15 protein-coding genes and 1 pseudogene are annotated in these 18,894 nt (G+C 58.2%); 4 read left to right on the top strand and 12 right to left on the bottom strand.

What is annotated here, in order from left to right; genetic code table 11:
* Positions 1-59: 59 nt before the first annotated feature.
* Positions 60-227 carry a hypothetical protein gene (locus tag OC605_RS12230; RefSeq protein WP_016773805.1) on the top strand — a complete coding sequence of 56 codons (168 nt, stop codon included), beginning with the start codon at positions 60-62 and terminating at the stop codon, positions 225-227.
* Between the two features lie 74 nt (positions 228-301).
* Here OC605_RS12230 and OC605_RS12225 read toward each other — a convergent pair whose 3' ends face one another.
* From OC605_RS12225 to OC605_RS12210, 5 genes are all read right to left on the bottom strand, one after another.
* Positions 302-730 (bottom strand): DUF6896 domain-containing protein, encoded by a 429-nt coding sequence (locus OC605_RS12225; RefSeq protein ID WP_262137379.1) that lies wholly within the window; start codon positions 728-730, stop codon positions 302-304.
* A 190-nt stretch (positions 731-920) separates the two neighbouring features.
* On the bottom strand, positions 921-1,328 hold the full coding sequence (locus OC605_RS12220; protein ID WP_262137377.1) for a DUF6896 domain-containing protein: 408 nt from the start codon (positions 1,326-1,328) through the stop codon (positions 921-923).
* A 169-nt stretch (positions 1,329-1,497) separates the two neighbouring features.
* The gene (locus OC605_RS28165; protein WP_410055994.1) at positions 1,498-1,851 is read right to left on the bottom strand and encodes an Imm50 family immunity protein; all 354 of its coding nucleotides are present in this window, start codon (positions 1,849-1,851) and stop codon (positions 1,498-1,500) included.
* 178 nt (positions 1,852-2,029) lie between these two features.
* Positions 2,030-2,416 (bottom strand): hypothetical protein, encoded by a 387-nt coding sequence (locus OC605_RS12215; protein WP_262137374.1) that lies wholly within the window; start codon positions 2,414-2,416, stop codon positions 2,030-2,032.
* Positions 2,413-7,269, bottom strand: a complete 4,857-nt coding sequence (locus OC605_RS12210) for an RHS repeat-associated core domain-containing protein (protein ID WP_262137372.1) — start codon at positions 7,267-7,269, stop codon at positions 2,413-2,415. The genes OC605_RS12215 and OC605_RS12210 overlap by 4 nt, the downstream gene beginning before the upstream one ends.
* Positions 7,270-7,508: 239 nt before the next feature.
* On the opposite strand from OC605_RS12210, the gene OC605_RS12205 reads away from it, so the two are divergent.
* Positions 7,509-8,204 (top strand): HAD-IA family hydrolase, encoded by a 696-nt coding sequence (locus tag OC605_RS12205; RefSeq protein WP_262137370.1) that lies wholly within the window; start codon positions 7,509-7,511, stop codon positions 8,202-8,204.
* 61 nt (positions 8,205-8,265) lie between these two features.
* Here the strand turns inward: OC605_RS12205 and OC605_RS12200 are convergent, their stop codons facing one another.
* On the bottom strand, positions 8,266-9,012 hold the full coding sequence (locus tag OC605_RS12200) for a 3-oxoacyl-ACP reductase family protein (protein ID WP_262137368.1): 747 nt from the start codon (positions 9,010-9,012) through the stop codon (positions 8,266-8,268).
* 125 nt (positions 9,013-9,137) lie between these two features.
* On the opposite strand from OC605_RS12200, the gene OC605_RS12195 reads away from it, so the two are divergent.
* Positions 9,138-10,061 carry a LysR family transcriptional regulator gene (locus tag OC605_RS12195; RefSeq protein ID WP_262137366.1) on the top strand — a complete coding sequence of 308 codons (924 nt, stop codon included), beginning with the start codon at positions 9,138-9,140 and terminating at the stop codon, positions 10,059-10,061.
* Positions 10,062-10,181: 120 nt separating this feature from the next.
* On the opposite strand, the gene OC605_RS12190 is transcribed toward OC605_RS12195, so the two are convergent.
* The 3 genes from OC605_RS12190 to OC605_RS12180 all read right to left on the bottom strand — a co-directional run bounded on the left by OC605_RS12190 (position 10,182) and on the right by OC605_RS12180 (position 13,818).
* Positions 10,182-10,910: an aspartate/glutamate racemase family protein gene (locus OC605_RS12190; protein WP_262137364.1), complete on the bottom strand. Its 729-nt coding sequence runs from the start codon at positions 10,908-10,910 to the stop codon at positions 10,182-10,184.
* A 54-nt stretch (positions 10,911-10,964) separates the two neighbouring features.
* Positions 10,965-12,503, bottom strand: coding sequence for an NCS1 family nucleobase:cation symporter-1 (locus OC605_RS12185; protein ID WP_076566868.1), 1,539 nt, complete (start codon positions 12,501-12,503; stop codon positions 10,965-10,967).
* Between the two features lie 574 nt (positions 12,504-13,077).
* Positions 13,078-13,818, bottom strand: coding sequence for a phosphoadenylyl-sulfate reductase (locus OC605_RS12180; RefSeq protein ID WP_073473953.1), 741 nt, complete (start codon positions 13,816-13,818; stop codon positions 13,078-13,080).
* A 164-nt stretch (positions 13,819-13,982) separates the two neighbouring features.
* Here OC605_RS12180 and thrH point away from each other — a divergent pair, with 164 nt between their 5' ends.
* On the top strand, positions 13,983-14,600 hold the full coding sequence (gene thrH, locus OC605_RS12175; RefSeq protein WP_186565794.1) for a bifunctional phosphoserine phosphatase/homoserine phosphotransferase ThrH: 618 nt from the start codon (positions 13,983-13,985) through the stop codon (positions 14,598-14,600).
* 179 nt (positions 14,601-14,779) lie between these two features.
* Here the strand turns inward: thrH and pabB are convergent.
* The 3 genes and pseudogenes from pabB to OC605_RS12160 form a co-directional block, all read right to left on the bottom strand.
* Positions 14,780-16,122: pseudogene (gene pabB, locus OC605_RS12170) on the bottom strand (aminodeoxychorismate synthase component I).
* 248 nt (positions 16,123-16,370) lie between these two features.
* On the bottom strand, positions 16,371-17,357 hold the full coding sequence (locus tag OC605_RS12165; protein WP_016773817.1) for an alpha-L-glutamate ligase-like protein: 987 nt from the start codon (positions 17,355-17,357) through the stop codon (positions 16,371-16,373).
* Positions 17,357-18,892 carry an inactive transglutaminase family protein gene (locus OC605_RS12160; protein ID WP_024012295.1) on the bottom strand — a complete coding sequence of 512 codons (1,536 nt, stop codon included), beginning with the start codon at positions 18,890-18,892 and terminating at the stop codon, positions 17,357-17,359. Before OC605_RS12160 ends, OC605_RS12165 begins: the two co-directional genes overlap by 1 nt.
* Between the last annotated feature and the right edge of the window lie 2 nt (positions 18,893-18,894).

The following is an 18,894-nucleotide window of genomic DNA, read 5'->3' as shown; positions in this document are numbered from 1 at the left end:
AACGATTGGCGGCAGGGCTTTTCGAAAGTGATACATCCCACACGCTCAAGAGGTGCGCTATGACTCCTGAAACCGAAGGCAAAGAAGAGAAGGGCCCGAGTGGACTGCCGTTTATCAATGATCCGGGGAATGAAGATCCGGGCTCGCTGATGGATGATGCGACGGTGCCGTTGAATGATGCGGATGAGGCGGATATGGAGTATGAGGAGGATGGGGATGAGCAGTGAGAGTGTTCGTGATGAATGAGACTTTGAATACTGATTTAAAGGGCCTGAGCTATCAGGCCCCCACGTATCTTTGTTCAGTCATTTTCGGTTGAGTCGATAAACACATAGAGGTCATCGGAGGGCGACATTTTTTCGATTCTGCCTGCATCTATATAGGTCTTGAATTCACGCTCAAGAAATTTCATGTTAGTGTATTTTTTATATCTTAAAGGCCTGTCGGTGGCGTATATGTAAAGGCGCCACTCATCAAAACCATCGATCCTGTTATTCGAACCGTAATCGAAGTCCACTGAGTCAGTGGGAAAATGAATAGCACAGCCTATGCCGTGTAGTTCATATTCAACACCATCGATGATTTCTCCGCAACGTTCTATTTTGCCGCTCCTCCAAAGTCTTAGGATGTTTCGGGTGCCAAATTTTTCTTGTAATAGCGTTGTTCCTTCTTCAACTTTGCTGAGGAAGCCTTTGATCAAGTCTTCGAGACGTATTATGTTGTTGCTCATGTTTTTCGATTATCATCCAGTCGATCGGTATCGAGTCTTTTTAGGCTGACATGTTTCATTCGCTCCTGTGTCGAAAATGGTTTTCCCAATATTTCTAATGATTTTTACATTGTGAATTTTGGTGTTTGTCTCACAAGCAGATGCGGAAGTCAGGGTGATTTTTATGTGTTTTGGTCTTTTCGGTTTCTTTTCAGTTGGTCCATATATACAAGTTGCTAATTAAGGAGATTTTCTTGATTTTTTTAGGTCTATGTATTCGGCGAATTCTTTTTTGATTATTTTTTTTGTCGCAGTATTTTCTATATTTAGATGGTCTTTCGCAAGCAAAGAAGTATAAGCGGCAAATGTCAAACCCATTGATTTCACCATTAGGCCCATAGTCAAAATCTACAGTTCCTGTCGATAGATTAATGCGGCAGCCGATGCCGTGCAATTCATATTTAACGCCTCGAGTGACTCTCCCGCGACGCTTTATCGCCTTGGTATGCCAAAGCCTTCGAATGTCTCGAGTACCAAATTTTTCTTCAAATATCAGCGTGCTTGTCTCTACCATAGCAATAAAGTCATTTATCAGGGCATCCAAGGTTTGATCACTCATCATTTTCTCCTAATTTGCAAAATATCTAGTCCGATGAATTGGCTGGCTGGATTGCATTTTTATTGTTTAAAAATTGCGGTATGCTCTTTGGGGCGGTAATAGCTTTAGCGTTGGTGATATTGCTTTTGGTCTTGCCGGCGCTGCGCGTGGAGTGTTAAGTGTGTGATGTTTAGACAGGTGACTCTGTTAAATAGACGCTAGGCTCTCTTAATCTCAATGATGACGTAATGAATTTTATCTCGGAAGTCTCTGATGCAATGCGAACCAAGTGCCCGCTCTCAAAATTTTTAATGGATAATTGAAATATTTCCCGTATGGGGAGATTGGATATCGTCAAGCTTGTAACTTCACTGCACGTTATCCCTATGCGACAAGCATTGTATTCTATGGATTTCCACTTATTCGGAGGCGTGTCTGGAATTTCTCTGATGTCAAATGCCAGAGTCAGTGTTGAAAGATTATTGTCTATGTTTAGAGTGAAGAGCTTAATCTCTCCGATAGGTACATTTCGGCTGAAGACCATGTTGAAGAGTTTGCTGCCATGTATCTCATTCCAGTGATTCATGTGTTCTTTTAGCCTGTCGATCTATCTTGAAAGCGTCTTTACGTAGTGTTGGTTGAGGCTCGGCTTGCGTCTTTCTTAAAATTTACATGGGCGCCATTTATCAATTCTGTTGTCAAAAAAGTATATCTTTCTACCCCTAGGCCCCCATCCACTGTAAGAAAAATTCTCTTTGTAGTTCTGGTGAGTTTGTTAGGTTTTCATTTTCGTAGTCAAATATCGACACCACATCTTTCAGTGATGGTTCTGCTCCATTTGTCAATTCATAAGCTTTTAATCCAAGAGACATTTGTGATGATAAGCTGGAGGGGTGAACATTTAACTTTGAGCCTTTGCAAAAGAAAGTTACTAGAGGGTTGTCCTTGCGGATTAAGCCGAAACAGTGATAAAAATTTTTGCCGGTGTATGTTTTTGGCGATAATCCGTCCAGGCTTAGAGTTATGCTTATTTCCTCGCTGTCGCAAATCAGAACTACATCTTTGGTTGCGTATTCTTTTTCTACGATAATTTTGAACTCCGAAATCATTTGTCAATTTTCCTATACGGATTCGGGATGGAGTAACCAAAGTCACGCCCATCATCAATAATTATCGTGGCGCCTAGAATGTCTTCATTTTTGATGACTTTTGGAACGGCGAATTCCTGTTCTCGGGAAAATTTGTATCGGTTTCCTAATTCTTGCTTCAAATCATAGCCCTCGACTCTCTTCAAAGTATAAAGAAACCCGGTTTTTGTAAAAAAGCTGGTAGCAAACTCTTTTCCCACGTCTCTAGAGGGGGAGGTGCTGATAAAGCCGCTTGGAGGAAAATCGCTATCAATGGAGTGGAGGAATAAGTCCTCGCTGTCTCCCTTGCTTTTGAATCCGTTCACAAAAACATCGGACGGGTCTCTTGAGTCTCCTCGGTACAGATATTCCTGTTTTTTCTTAGGCGCTGGTGCATCAGGCTCCCCCTCATCAACCTTAACCCCATCACTCGCCCCCGGCACCTCACACCCAGGCTTATTCGGCGGCGGGCAATTGGACGTCAACCCCAACGGATCCACCCACCCCGTCGGATTCGGTACGTACTGGTACTGATTCAACCCGCCCGCGAGCTTCACCGGGTCCGGCGTCAGATACCGCCCAAGCCTCGGGTCGTAATACCGATGCCGGTTGTAATGCAGCCCACTTTCAACATCGAAATACTGCCCCTGAAAGCGCAGCGGTTGGTCGAGGTAGTCTTCGCCGGCCAGGGTCACAGCGGCGACTTTGCCGTAGGCGTCGTATTGCGCGGACCAGACGATTTCGCCGCTGTAGTCGGTGAGTTCCTGCGGGGTGCCGAGGTGGTCGAGTTGGTAGTAGAAGGGGCAGGCCTTTTTCGGGCCTTTGCCGTCGAGCATCGCGAGTGGGCGGAGGGTGCCGGGTTCGTAGAGGAAGCTGCGGTATTGCGTGGCGCTGCTTTCGGCGACGAGGTGTTCGCCTTGCCAGAAAAATTCGGTGACGGCGCCGTCGACGGTTTTGCGGATACGGCGGTCGAAGGCGTCGTAGTGATAAGTGGCGGTCTGGCCGTCGGGGCGGGTCAGGCCGATGAGGCGGTGCTGGCAGTCGTAGCGGTATTCGGTGACCAGGGTCTGGCCGTGGACTCGGCGTTCGCGGATCAGGTTGCCGAAGGCGTCGTAGTCGTAATGGCGGTCGCCCTGCATCAGCAGGCGATTGCCTTTGATCTGGGCGGGACCGGGGCGGTCCTGCATCAGCAGGTTGCCGGCCGGGTCGTGGGCGAAGGATTCGGGCAGTTCGTCGCGCGAGTGGCGTACGCGGATCAACCGGTCGAGGGCGTCGTAGCCGTAGGTGCGCTGACCGTGGCGGCTGTCGGCGATGTGCTCAAGATTGCCATTGGCGCTGTAGGCATAATCGCGGCGGTACAGCGAGGCGTGGCGATGACCTACAGCATGGGCGAGCAAGCGGCCCTGATCGTCGTAGGCATATTCGCTGAGCAGCAGACCCTGCTGGCGTTGCTGCTCGCGACCGGACTGGTAGACGTGGCGCGTGAGCGGCGTGCCGTTGAGGTCGATGGCCGACAGCGCACCGCCCTTGGCGTAGTGATAATCGAGCTTGCTGTTGTCCGGCAGGCGCAGGCGTTTGAGCTGACCGCAGGCGTCATAGGCGTAGCGCAGAGTGCCCCAGCCCTGATGCTCGGTGATCAAGCGATCCTGACGGTCATACTCGAAGGCCAGCGGATGGTTCTGGCCGTCATCGACACCGATCAATCGGCCGAGGCGGTCGTAGTCGTAGCGGACTTTGATCCCATCGGCCAGGGTTTTGACTCGCAACCTTCCAGCCGCGTCGCGCTCGTACCGGGTGACCAGCGATAAACCCTGCTCGCCGAACTCGGTCTTTTCCAGCAAATGACCATTGAGGTCGTAGACGTAAGCCGTGCGCCGTCCATCAAACCCGGTTTCCTGTCGGATCAATCCGGTCGGCGTGTAATCCAGTCGGTATTTTTCGCCCGACTCGTTTTCAATCTCGGTCAGCAACAACCGCGCATGGTCATAGCGATACTGCACGCGGGTGCCGTCGGGGTTGATCCGCCGCGAGACTAGGTGCAGATCATCGTCATATTCATAGCGGGTGATGCGCCCGAGCTCGTCGCGTTCGGCGGTGATCTGGCCGTAGGCGCCGTAGCTGTAGGCGCGCGTGCTGCCCGTAGGAGAAGTCGTCAGGATCAGTCGGCCAGCCGCGTCCCACTGCTGACGGCTGACAACACCAAATTCGTCCTGAGTGGTAATCCGCCGGCCCAGCGCATCGTAGGAAAAGCGCCGCACGCCGCCATCGGGCAGGGTTTCTTCGATGAGCTGGCCGAGCTCGTTCCACACCCAGCGGTGGCGGCTGCTGTCCGGATAACGCAGCGACAGCAATTGCCCGCGCAGGTTGTAGTAGTAATGCGTGACCTGGCCGTCGGGATCGACCGCTTCGGTAACGGCGCCTTCAGCGTTGCGCCGGTAGATCCACACCGCCTCACCACGGCAACGCTTGTAGAGAAACCCGTTGCGGTACTCGTAGGACGTTGGTGCATCGTCCGGCGGAATCAGCGCGATCAGCCGTCCGACTTCGTCATAGCGGTATTCGGTAACCGCGCCCAACGCATCCTGCTCGGCGATCAAGCGCCCCTGCTGGTCATAGGCCTTGAGCTGCTCGCCGCCATCGGCCGCAACCTGGCGCACCAGCCGCGCGCGCTCGTCGTGGACGTAGACTTCTTCGGTACCGTCGACGTAATGCACGGTCACGCTGGCGTCGTCATCGTTCCAGACGTAACGGGTGTTCATCTGCGAGAACGACGCCCAGTGCCGCACGCAGCGGGCGGCTTTGCCCTCGCGCTGCCACTCCCAGAAGAAGCTCGCGCCGCCGGTCAGCTGGCGCTGGAGGATGACGTGGTGGTCGTCGTAGTCGTAGCGCTCGCTGTCGCCGACCGCGTTGGTCGCGACCAGCAGGCGTTGCCGGGCATCGAAGCTGTAGGTGGCGAGGTTTTGCTCGGTGATCCACTCGCCCTGAACAAACACCTGATAATCGACCGCCACCAGTTGCGCGCGGTCATAACGCAACAGCAGGGCGCGCCCGGCGCCGGTGTCCAGACGCTGAATGCGGTCGGAGCGATCGCGTTGCAGGGTCAGACGATTACCGAAGACATCGCTGATTGCGGTCAGCCGGCCGGCGCGAAAGTGGTAAAACCGTGCGCTGTCACCGGCCAACGCCAGAATCAGTTCTTCCGGCTCATCACCGAGAAAGATCGCCGCCCGCGACAGGCTGTTGTGAATCGCCGGACGCGCGACATTGGGCAAGGGAAAGCGGGTTCGGCGGTTCTCCTGATCGATCCAGATCACGCCATCGCCGTCGAAGGTCAGCCGATGGGCCAGCGTATGGCTCCAGCCGAAACCCAGGCCGATGTCGATCTCGACCGCGCTGCTGCGGTACAAGCGGGTGAACTCGAAGGGCAGCACGCCGTCGAGCACCGCGTCGGTCAGGGTCAGCAGTTCTTCGCCGGTGACCATCGACACCGGGCAGCCATTGGTACAGGTTTTGGGCACGCAATCGGCGGCATCGCCGTTGGGGTTCTTTGCTTGGTCGGGCGCGTCGTCGTGTGGCTCATGGCGCTCAAGGCGGGCCATGTTTTGAGATTTGTCCCGCGCGAGTGGCGCCGGATTCGGCACGCTCAACACAACTTCATCGGCTTGGCGAATGTTCAGCGGAATCGATGGCGTCGGCTTCAGCTCCACTTCGCGGGCATGGAACATCAGCGGCTTCAGCGTGCTCGCGTGCTGCTTGAGTTCCGGTGTCGAAGTCAGCTCAGCCAGACGCAAGGCTGAGGCGGCCAGCCACTCTCGCGCCCGTGGCGACTTGACTTTCGCCAGGACCTTGCTGCTCAAACGCAGCGATACGCCGGCACCCCCGGCGACGCGCATCAACAGAAAACTGATGAGCAACTCGGTGCGAACTTCGGCCACCACCTCCGCGAGGTATTGCGGCGGCAGCATCTTCAGCCAACTGGTGAACGCGGCCAGATGAATGAACAGCAACGGCTCGTCGCTGAGCATCAACAAGGCGTTGGCAATCGCCTCGCTGGAAGCCGCCAGCAGCGCCTCAAGTTCGACTTCGCTGAGGTATTCCAGGAGCTTTGCGCTGTGCTCCTGCAGATCGGCAAGTAGGGCGAACAGTTGTTGAATGTCATCCCAGACGCCATTCAAAGCTTTTTCCAGACCGCGCCAATCGGCCCGTTGCAACTGCCCGTAACGATCAAGAAAACCGGCGCTGGAAAACTCCGTCCATTGCGGTTGGAAGCCTGTCCATTCGATGCGCAGCCAACCTTCAAGACCGGCAATCACGCCTTCATATGAGGCATACAGGGTGCGGACATGGTCGGTAGAAACATCGGGAAAGAAGGTGACGCGGTAGCGCTGGCCGCGCATGCAATCGGTCACTTCGAGGATCCCGCTCGGGCCGATGGTGTGGCGCAGTGGTTCGCCGAAGGTCTGTACGCCGTCGACTTCGCTGAGCAGCGGTTCGAGGGTCACCGGGGTGTCGCCGATCGGCACGAAGCGCGCGGTTTCGAACAAATGCACCAAGGTCAACGGACCGCTGGCCGAACACATGACCACCGATGAGCTGACAGGTGCGCGCGAGGTGATCGGCGCGCTCAGTTGTACGTCATTGCCAACCTTGAACACCTGCTCGATGTCCAGCGCGGTCCCGGTCCAGAACTGCTCGGCCCAGGCGTCGTAGTTGTTCAGGCACAGGCGGAACTCATCGATCAGCGCTTCGAAATCGGGCTGCTGGGGATTCAGGGCGGCCACCACCAGCAGTCCGATGCTGTTGTTCAGGGCCAGGAGCTGATCGGGTTGAAACATTCGCAGTCGCTCGCGCATATGAAGAAACGGGAGCGCGGACTTTGCGGGGGATCAAAAAGGAAAGAAGTCGGGGAAGTAGGCAGTGTCTGTAGGAGTTTTCGCTAAATGCGAAAAGGCGTCGATGGCATTGCCCGTTGCTCAATGTCCATCGGCCTCGCTATGCTGCTGAACCCATTAATCAGATCCGCGTTGCGGCACGTTGCCTGTCGCCCGGGATGTCTTTGTTAACGGATCCGATGATGAATGCACCGCTGAAGACGTTCGGCCCGATCAAGGCCGTGATTTTCGATATGGACGGTTTGCTGCTCGACACCGAAGGCATTTACACCGAGGTCACCTCGCTGATTGCCGGGCGCTACGGGAAAACCTTCGACTGGAGCGTCAAACAAAACATCATTGGTCGCGGTGCCAATGACCTGGCCAATTACGTGGTGCAGGCGCTGGAACTACCGATCACTCCGGAAGAATTCCTGCAGATTCGCGAGCCGCTGATGCGCGAGCGTTTTCCCAAGGCGCAGGCAATGCCGGGGGCCGAAGCGCTGGTGCGTCACCTCAAGGCGCACAACATCCCGATCGCGGTGGGCACCAGTTCATCGCGCCAGTCGTTCGGGCAGAAAACCACCTTGCACCGTGAATGGTTTGCGCTGTTCGATTTCATCGTCACGGCGGACGATCCGGAAGTCGGCGCGGCCAAACCGGCGCCGGATATCTTTCTCACCGCTGCCAGGCGTCTGGGCGTCGCGCCCTCGGATTGTCTGGTGTTCGAGGATTCGCCGTTCGGCGTCACCGCCGCGAAAGCGGCCGGCATGACCGCGATCGCCATCCCCGACGCAGCGATGGCCGATGAGAAATATGCCCACGCTGACGGCATTATCCGCTCGCTGAAAGACTTCAGGCCCAGCGCCTTTGGCCTGCCGACGCTGGAACTGGCTTGACCGCCATACAAAAACGCCGCCCTTGCTATAAAGAAGGGCGGCGTTTTTTCTTGCCGGTCTGTCAGGCGCCGAAACCACCGTCGATGGTCAGGCTGGCACCGGTGATGTAGCCGGCTTCCGGCCCGGCCAGGTAGGCGACGAAGCGGGCGATTTCATCGGCGGTGCCGTAACGACCGACGGCCATCAGCGGGATCAGGCTGTCGGCGAATTCGCCGTGGGCCGGGTTCATGTCGGTGTCGACCGGGCCAGGTTGCACGTTGTTGATGGTGATACCGCGTGGGCCGAGATCGCGGGCCAGGCCTTTGGTCAGGCCGACCAGTGCCGATTTGCTCATTGCGTACACGCCGCCACCGCCGAAGGGCATGCGGTCGGCGTTGGTGCTGCCGATGTTGATGATCCGCGAGCCTTCGCCCATGTGTTTCGCCGCTTCCTGGGACGCAATGAACACGCTGCGCACGTTGATGGCCAGGGTCTGATCGAAGTCTTCCAGTTTGAAGTCTTCCAGCGGCGCGATGGCCAGCACGCCGGCGTTGTTGACCAGAATGTCCAGCCGGCCAAACGCTTCGACCGTCGCGCTGACGGCGTGGCGAATCGCGCTGGCGTCGGCGCTGTCAGCCTTGATCGCCAAGGCTTTGCCGCCGTTGCCGGTGATGCTGTTCTGTAGTTCTTCGGCTTTGGCGGCGGAGCTGACGTAAGTGAAAGCGACGGCGGCGCCTTCAGCGGCCAGACATTTGACGATGGCTGCGCCGATGCCGCGCGAACCGCCTTGAATCAGAGCGACCTTGCCGCTGAGGTGTTGAGTGGTCATGTTCGATCTCCAAGTGTTCAAGGCGGAATGCCTTGGTGTTGGTGCCGAGTATCGGCGTGGCATCGACAACCGGGTAGACCATGATTGCTATAGTCTGTGTAAACCAGAAGTTTATAGTGGCGATCATGGAAACGTTCAGCAGTATCGAATGCTTTGTGCGCAGCGCCGAAGTCGGCAGCTTTGCCGAAGCCGCGCGACGCTTGAGCCTGACCCCGGCGGCAGTGGGCAAAAGCGTGGCGAAACTGGAGGCGCGGCTTGGCGTGCGGCTGTTCCAGCGTAGTACACGCAGCCTGACCCTCACCGAAGCGGGGCAGCTGTTTTTGAGTGAAGTCAGCGCCAGCCTGACCACCATCCAGAATGCCGTGGCCAATCTGGCCAGTGCCGGCGGGCAACCGGCCGGCACGCTGAAAGTCAGCATGGGCACGGTGTTCGGCCGTCTGTATATCGTGCCGCTGCTCGGTGAGTTTCTGCGGCGCTATCCGGCGATCAACCCGGACTGGCATTTCGATAACCGCCAAGTCGATCTGATCGGGCAGGGCTTCGACGCGGCGATTGGCGGCGGCTTTGAACTGCCGCAAGGCGTGGTTGCGCGCAGGCTGACACCGGCGCATCGGGTGTTGGTGGCATCTGAGGACTATCTGCAAAAACATGCGCCGATCAGCCATCCCGATGACCTCAAGCAACACGACGGCATTCTGATTCGCTCACCGCAGACCGGGCGCGTGCGTTCCTGGCAACTGACTCACCGCGATCAGCAACACAGCCCGCTGACGTTGCGGGCCCGGATCACCATGAGTGATTCCGAGGCTGCCTGTGCAACGGCGATGCAAGGTTTGGGCATTGCGCTGGTGAGCATGCCGTTTGCGGTCGCGTATCTTCAGGCAGGGACGTTACAGCGGGTGCTGCCGGAATGGTTTGTCGATGACGGCAACATTTCGATCTATTACGCCGAGCACAAATTGTTGCCGGGGAAGACCCGGGCGTTTGTGGATTTCGTGATTGAACAGTTTGCTGAGCAGGGGCTGGGGCGGCGGTTTAGTGCCATCTAAGTAAGGCTTGGGACTGAGTCGTTTGCATTCGCGAGCAGGCTCGCTCCCACAGGGAGACGCGGTGCAAATGTGGGAGCGAGCCTGCTCGCGAAAAGGGCAACTCGGTTTCGAATGGATAACTCAGCGAGCAAACCGCCCCGGCCATCCAACAATATTCTTCGGCCGTGGCGTCGCATAAGTGCGCACCTTCGACGTCGATAACTTCAAGCGCACCAGCGATTCGGCAATCATCACCGCCGCTGTCACGCCATCCACCACCGGCACGCCGGTGCGCCGGCGAATCTGCTCGTCCAGCCCGGCCATGCCGCCGCAGCCCAGGCAAATCACCTCGGCCTTGTCCTGGGTCACCGCCAGTTCGGCCTGCTGCACGATCGCTTCCAGTGCGCGCTGCGGTTCGTGTTCCAGCTCCAGAACCGCCAGACCGCTGGCGCGCACCGAGGCACAGCGATCCCACAGGCCGGACAATTTCAGCCGATCCTCGATCAGCGGCACGGTGCGATCCAGCGTGGTCACCACCGAGTAGGCATGGCCGAGGAACATTGCGGTGCTGGCCGCCGCATCAGTGATATCTACCACTGGCACGTTGAGCAACTCCTGCAAGCCTTCGCGGCCATGTTCGCCGTAGCCGGCTTGGATCACCGCATCGAAGGGTTGGTCATAGGCCATCACTCGGTCCATCACGGCGATGGCCGCCAGGTAACTTTCGAAATTGCCTTCAATCGATTCGGCGCCGAAGTACGGCGTCAGGCCGACGATTTCGGTGCCGGGTGAAGCGACGGCCTGCGCCGAGCGGGCGATGGCGTCGGTGATGGATTCGGTGGTGTTGACGTTGACCACGAGAATACGCATGGAAAATCCTTATTGCGGGCAGTGGTGCGGCCCGAAAACCGGGCCGCGAAGGGATCAGTGGCTGACGTTATCCACAGCGATGCATTCGCCGCTGACTTCGGCGTAATGCGTCTGGCGTTTGGCGATGATCAGGTAAAGCATGCCGGCGATACCGGCACCGATCAGCCAGGAGAACGGCGAAACACTGTGGAAACCAGGTACCAGGGCCAGGACGATGGCGATCAGCGCTGCAGGAATAAACGCCGCCACCGCGCGGAAATTGATGCCACGGCTGTAGTAATAAGCGCCGTTGGGATCTTCGCTGTAGAGCTGCGGCACGTTGATCCGGCCTTTGCGGATCAGCCAGTAGTCGACCATGATCACCCCGTACAGCGGGCCGAGCAGGGCGCCGAGGCCCGACAGGAAATACACGATCACCAGCGGGCTGTTGTAGAGGTTCCACGGCAGAATCAGTACAGCGATGGTCGCGCTGATCAACCCGGCGCGGCGGAAGGTCAGGTACTTCGGCGCCAGGTTGCTGAGGACGAACGCCGGGGCGACGAAGTTGGCCATGATGTTCACCGCGACGGTGACGATCAGAAAAGCCAGGCAGCCGAGCACCAGAAAGAATGTGTTGGGGATCGAGGCGATGATTTCGGTCGGGCTTTCGATGATCCGCCCGTTGATCTGGAACTGCGCGCCACAGAGCAGCACGGTAATCGCGGCGAATACCAGAATATTCACCGGCAAACCCCAGAAATTTCCCACCTTGATGGTTTTGCGGCACGGCGAAGAACGGGCGAAATCGCAGAAGTTGAGGATCAGCGTGCCGTAGATCGCCAGCCACAACGCGCCGCCGGCGAAGATGTTGCGCCACATCTCGCCACCGGTCAGCGGCTCGCGGATCGACCAGGCAATGGTCGCGTTGGCCTGGAAGTACATCCACCCGGCGAGGGCAGCAACGGTCAGCAGAATCACCGGCCCGGCAAACGCCTCGTAACGGCGCACCATCTCCATGCCGTAGGCGAGGATCGCCAGTTGCACCAGCCAGATGGCAACGAAGCACACCCAGCCCAGAGTCGACAGGCCGAGAATCGAGTTGTGATCGTATTCGGCAAAGCCCGGATGCACGGCGGTCAGCAGGACGCGGAATACCACCGAGGCGAGGTACGTCTGAATACCGAACCAGGCGATGGCGATCACCGCCCTGATCAATGCAGGAATTTGCGCACCGTGAATGCCGAAACTGATCCGGCTGATCACCGGAAACGGCACCCCGGTTTTCTGCCCCATGTACCCGGACAGGTTCATGAAGAAGTACACCAGCGCCGCGCCAATCCCCAGCGACAACAGAATCTGCCAGCCGCCCAGGCCCAACGCATACAGGCCGATGGCGAACGAGTAGTTGGCGATGTTGTGCACATCATTCGTCCACAGGGCGAAGATGCTGTACTGGCCCCAGCGTCGCCCTTCGGCTTTGGTCGGCGCCAGATCGCTGTTGTGCAGGCGCGGGCTTAGTTGCAGCGGCTCGCTCAGCCCGTCATCGGGCAGCGGTTGATCGAGCGTGGAGGAGGGCAGATTCAGCGCGATGTTATTCGAAAGACTTGTACGCATTCCGGCAGGCTCCTGACGTTCGCCACCGCGATGACTGTGCATGAGCGCTCAGGCTCGACAAATCTTCGTCGCGGCGGTGAAAACATCACTGGTTACGGGGCATCTGCAGCCTGTACGGGATAGGGCGCTTCAGGCTTGCGGATCGAAAGTGTGCATGTTTTGCAGTTTTGTATACAAAACATGTATGCGATAAAGCCAGATTTGTGCCAGTTGCCAATCTATATGCGGCAGGGCTCATTTCGAATAGTTATCAATGCGGCATAAGTGGCTGAAAAACAGGCGATATAAATTGATCGATTGGACAGGAATTTTTTTCAGGGGAGGGAATTTGCAGAGGGGCAAGCAGATGGGGATTCTGCTGGGGAGTGTAACTTTTTAGGGCGGCAGAACTGAAAGTGCACACATAAATGGCACCGATGGTGACAACCTTGTGTACACCTTTTGAGTGCCTGGCACATATCAATGTGGGAGCGAGCCTGCTCGCGAAAGCGGCGGATCAGGCAACTGAAACGTTGACTGGAACGGCGCTTTCGCGAGCAGGCTCGCTCCCACAGGTCCTTCTATAAATGGGGGATCAAACCTTGCTCTTGCTGATGATATTCCCCGCATGCAGTCCGCATTCCTTCTGCGTCGCTTCTTCCCACCACCAGCGGCCTTCGCGTTCGTGCTGGTTCGGCAGCACCGGGCGGGTGCAGGGTTCGCAGCCAATGCTGATGAAGCCGCGCTCGTGCAGGCTGTTGTACGGTAGTTCGAGCATGCGGATGTAGCCCCAGATCTCCTCGCTGGTCATCTGCGCCAACGGGTTGAACTTGTACAGGGTTCGTTCCGGTGTCGAGAAGGCTGTGTCGATTTCCAGCACCGCCACAGCGCTGCGGGTGCCCGGGCTCTGGTCGCGGCGCTGGCCGGTGGCCCAGGCTTTGACGTCGGACAGCTTGCGCCGCAGCGGCTCGATCTTGCGGATGCCGCAGCATTCGCCGTGGCCATCTTTATAGAAGCTGAACAGGCCTTTTTCCTTCACGAACGGCTCGAGTTTCGTGTAGTCCGGCGAGACAATTTCAATATCGATCTGGTAATGCTCGCGCACCTGCTCGATGAAGCGGTAGGTCTCCGGATGCAGGCGGCCGGTGTCGAGGCTGAACACTTTGACGTTCTTGTTCAGCTTCCACGCCATGTCCACCAGCACCACGTCCTCGGCGCCGCTGAAAGATATCCACAAGTCATCGCCGAACTCGGCGAAGGCGAGCTTGAGGATGTCCTGGGCGGATTTGTTGGCATAGGTCGTGGCGAGTTCCACGACGTCGAACGTTGGGCTCATCAGGGCGGCTTCCTACAGGTCAATGGCGCTCGGGCGCTCTATAGGGGGCCGATGGTAACAAAAAGCTGCCGCGCCCGGGGCGTCCTCTGCGTTGCGCGCCTCGGGTGCAAACGCTAGAGTTCGGCCTCGCTCGACTCAATAATCACTACAAACGGGAGTGTCTTGTGGAAATTGCTTGCCTGGATCTTGAAGGGGTACTGGTACCGGAAATCTGGATCGCCTTCGCCGAAAAAACCGGAATCGACTCCCTCAAGGCCACCACCCGGGACATTCCCGATTACGACGTTTTGATGAAGCAGCGCCTGCGCATCCTCGATGAGCACGGCCTCAAGCTCTCGGACATTCAGGAAGTGATCGCCACACTGAAACCGCTGGATGGCGCGGTGGAGTTCGTCAACTGGCTGCGCGAGCGCTTTCAGGTGGTGATTCTCTCGGACACTTTTTATGAATTCTCGCAGCCGCTGATGCGCCAGCTGGGCTTCCCGACCTTGCTCTGCCATCGCTTGATCACTGACGAAAACGGTCGGGTGACGGGCTATCAACTGCGCCAGAAAGATCCCAAGCGTCAGTCGGTGCTGGCGTTCAAGAGCCTGTACTACCGGGTAATCGCGGCGGGGGATTCATACAACGACACGACCATGCTCGGCGAGGCGGACGCAGGGATTCTGTTTCATGCGCCGGACAACGTGATTCGCGAGTTTCCGCAGTTTCCGGCGGTACATACGTTTGAAGAGCTGAAGCAGGAATTTCTCAAGGCCTCTAATAGAGAGTTGAGTTTGTAGTCTGGAAGGACGTCTTCGCGAGCAGGCTCGCTCCCACATGATGATCGTTCCCACGCTCCGCGTGGGAATGCCTCAACGGACGCTCCGCGTTCGGCTTTGGATGGGACGCGGAGCGTCCCGGGCTGCATTCCCACGCAGGAGCGTGGGAACGATCGGTGTGGGAGGCTGCTCGCGATGCTTCAGAGGTTTTGCAGGGTATCGAGCAGGATCCGCACTTTGGTCATCGACTCCTGATACTCCGCCTGCCAGTCCGAATCGGCGACGATCCCGCCGCCGCCCCAGCAGCACACCTGTCCATCCTTGACCAACAGACTGCGAATGGCGATGGAGCTGTCCATCTCGCCGCGCACGTCCAGGTACAGCAACGAGCCGCAATACAGACCGCGCCGGGTCGGCTCCAGCTCGTCGATGATCTGCATCGCCCGAATCTTCGGTGCGCCGGTGATTGAGCCGCCGGGGAAACTGCCAGCGATCAGGTCGAGCGCATCACGATCCGTCGCCAGTTCACCGGTCACGCTGCTGACCAGGTGATGCACGTTCGGATAACTCTCCAGACTGAACAACTCCGGCACCCGCACCGAGCCGATGCGGCAGGTGCGCCCGAGATCGTTGCGCAGCAGGTCGACGATCATCAGGTTTTCCGCGCGGTCCTTGGGGCTCGCCAAGAGTTCGGCGGCGTTGGCCGCGTCCTCGGCTGGGGTGACGCCACGGGGGCGGGTGCCCTTGATCGGACGGGTTTCGACTTGGCGCTGGCTGACTCTGACGAAACGTTCCGGTGACAGGCTCAGCACTGCGCCGCCGTCGGGCAGGCTCTGGAACCCGGAGAACGGCGTCGGGCAGGCCTGACGCAAAGCGCAGTAAGCCAGCCACGGATCGCCCTGGCATTCAGCACGAAAGCGTTGCGCGAAGTTGACCTGATAGCAGTCGCCAGCCTGGATGTAGTCCTGAATGCGTTCGAAGGCCTGACGGTAATCGTCGGCCGAGAGATCAGCGGCCATGGGGGCGTTCAGTCTGAAGGGCGCCAGCGCGTCAATTTGAGGCTGGGTGAACAGCGCGACCAATCGCTGCCGTTCACCGTCGACAAGCGATGGATGAAAGACCAGTTGGCTGGTTTGCCCGTGGTGATCACTGATCAGCGCCCAGTCGTACAGGCCAAAACGCGCACCGGGCAGTTGCAGGTCATCCAGTGCCTGACTCGGCAGGTTTTCCAGATGCCGGCCGAAGTCGTAGCTCAAATAGCCGATCAATCCGCCGGCAAACGGCAATCCATACCCGGCAGGCAACTGCGCTTCGCCCAAGCGGCTGAGGTTGTCGCGCAGGCGCTGGAGGAAATGCGCGCCGCTTTCGTCCGGCAACACCGCCAGTTGTTCCAGCGGCCAGGCGCTGAGCAAGTCATAACGGCCGCGTTCGGCGCTCGGCCGGCCGCTGTCGAGCAGTACGGCGCCGGGGCATTGCGGATGGCCGCGAAGTAGTCGGCGGGATTGGCACGGTAGGGCAGTGGGTGTACGGAGCAGGTCAGCATGGGCGGGGCAGAGCGGCCGGTGAGGCGGGGTGGGGATTGTAGTCCTCTGCGCTGCCAGATCAAAGTCAAAAGCCTCCCCCTCACCCCAGCCCTCTCCCCCAAGGGGGCGAGGGGGAAAGGGAGCCGATCTTCATGCTTTTCAAGGCCGGAGTTAGACCGGGTATTTCAGGTCGGCGCAGCTCTCGCATCCACCACGGTCAGTCCCCTCTCCCTCCGGGAGAGGGCTAGGGTGAGGGGCTTTTCAGCTTTTAGCCCTCGACCGCAGGAATATGCCCAAACATCTCCTGGGTAAACGCCACCCGCTCTTCTACCGATTCCTTAACGCCCCGCGCCTTCAGCTCTTCCAGCCGCGCTTCAACCGCGTGAGTGCGCAAGGTCAGGCCGCAATCGTTGGCGATCTGAATGTTCAGCCCCGGCCGCGCATTCAGTTCGAGAATCAACGGACCCTTTTCCTGATCGAGCACCATGTCCACGCCGATATAACCCAGCCCGCACAGCTCATAGCAGCCGGCGGCGAGTTTCATGAAACCGTCCCAATAGGGCAGTTGCACGCCGTCCACCGCGTTGGTGGTGTCGGGGTGTTTGGTGATGATGTTGTTCAGCCAGGTGCCGCGCAGGGTCAAACCGGTGGCCAGATCCACACCAACGCCAATGGCGCCCTGGTGCAGGTTGGCCTTGCCGCCGGACTGACGGGTCGGCAGACGCAACATCGCCATCACCGGGTAGCCCATCAGCACGATGATGCGGATGTCCGGCACGCCTTCGTAGCTGATGCTTTTGAAGATCTGGTCCGGGGTCACGCGGTATTCGATCAGTGCGCGGTCGCGGTGGCCGCCCAGCGAGTACAGGCCGGTGAGGATGCTGGAGATGTGATGCTCCAGCTCTTCGTGGGCGAGGATCTTGCCCGACACCGTGCGATAACGGCCTTCGAAGCGGTCGGCGATGACGATGATGCCATCGCCACCCGCGCCCTGCGCCGGTTTGATCACGAAGTCGCTGCGCCCGCCGATGATCTCGTCGAGCTTGTCGATTTCCTTCTCGGTGGAGATCACCCCGTACAGCTCCGGCACGTGGATACCGGCGGCGATGGCGCGTTCCTTGGTGAGGATCTTGTCATCGACGATCGGGTACAGGCTGCGCTTGTTGTACTTGAGCACGTAGTCCGCGTTGCGGCGGTTGATGCCCATGATGCCGCGCGCCTCGAGGGCCTTCCAGGTCTTCCAGAAACCGAACATCAGGCGTCAGCCTTCTTCAGGAAGGCCTTGAAACGTACCAGTTCGGTCAGGCGGTAGCCGCGATAGCGACCCATCGCCAGCATGAATCCGACCAGAATCAGCAGGATCGCCGGGAAGGTAAACACGAAGTACACCAACTCCGGCACGGTCATGATCAGGTGCGCCAGGGAGGCGGCGAACAGCGTGCCGATCGCGACTTTCAGTGCATGGTTGGCGCCGCGTTCTTCCCAGGTAATCGACAGACGCTCGATGGTCATGGTCAGAATCACCATCGGGAATAGCGCCACCGACAAGCCACGCTCAAGCCCCAGCTTGTGGCTGAACAGACTGATCGCCGCAATCAACACCACCACGAACGTCAGCACCACCGACAGGCGCGGCAGCATTTGCAGCTTCAGATGTTCGAGATACGAGCGCAGCGACAGGCCCAGCGCGGTGATGACTGTGAACAGCAGAATGCCGAAGCCCAGCTGCGTTTCGCGGAAGGCGAGGGCGATCAGCACCGGGGTGAATGTGCCCAGGGTCTGTAGGCCGACGAGGTTGCGCAGGATCAGGATCACCAATACGCCGATCGGGATCATCACCATGATCATGAAGGTCTGCTGGGTCTGCAGCGGCAGGCCGTACAGCGAGTAATCGAGGAAGTTGGCGTCAGTGTTTTCGTCGGTCAGCTTGGCCAGACGAATCGCGTTCATCTCGCTGTTGTTCAGGCTGAAAGTCACGTTGGCTTTCTTGCCGCCGTCGACGGTGATCAGGTTTTCGTCACCGGTCCACCACAGCAGGCGGTCGGTTGGCAGGCCTTGCTCACCGGTTTCCGGGTTGAAGTACAGCCAGTCGTTGCCGTTGAAGCTGCGCAGCCACAGTTCGGGTGTCTGGGGCTGATCGGCGACAAGGCGGATGGTGTGGACTTTTTCTACCGGAACGTGGGCGATGGACAGCAGCAGTTCGACGATCTTGGCTTTGTGCGAGGTCGACGGATCGCCGGCCAGCAGCAACTTGACGTTGTCGTCGTTGACATTGTTGACGCGCTTGATCGCCTCGCCAATAAAGGTTTCGACGTCGGCCGAGTGTTGGCGGATCGGCGCGAGCAGGGCTTCGGCGGCGATTTTTTCCGGGCCTTCGATGACCATGCTGTCACGGAAGGTCGGGCCTTTGACCTTGGATTTTTCCGCGGTGTAGCGCTTGGTCAGCACCAGACGGTAATACAGCGTCTGGTTGCCCTTGGCGCGACGGGCCGACCAAGTCACCTTGCGGTTGCCGTCGATGCGGTTGACCGCGACGCCGTAGTTATTGGAGATGAAGCTTTCGTTGAGGCTCACATAATCGCGGCTCAGCGGCGGCACGAACATCTGGATCTTCACCGGGTCCTTGGTGCTGGCGACGAACTCGACCTTGGCGTCGATGTTCCACAGGTCGTCGGTGGCGTCTTCGGTCACCGGGATGCCGAGCACGAAAATCTGATAGGCCGTAACCGAAACGCCCAGCAGCACCAGCACGGCGATCAGGATTTTCAGGTGGAAGGTTAGAGAACGCATGG

It is taken from the genome of Pseudomonas sp. Marseille-Q5117, from assembly GCF_946901175.1.
In the GTDB taxonomy this organism is placed as follows: domain Bacteria; phylum Pseudomonadota; class Gammaproteobacteria; order Pseudomonadales; family Pseudomonadaceae; genus Aquipseudomonas; species Aquipseudomonas iranensis.
Note: the sequence above shows the minus strand (reverse complement) of the source record. Positions and strands in the feature narration are given on the sequence as shown.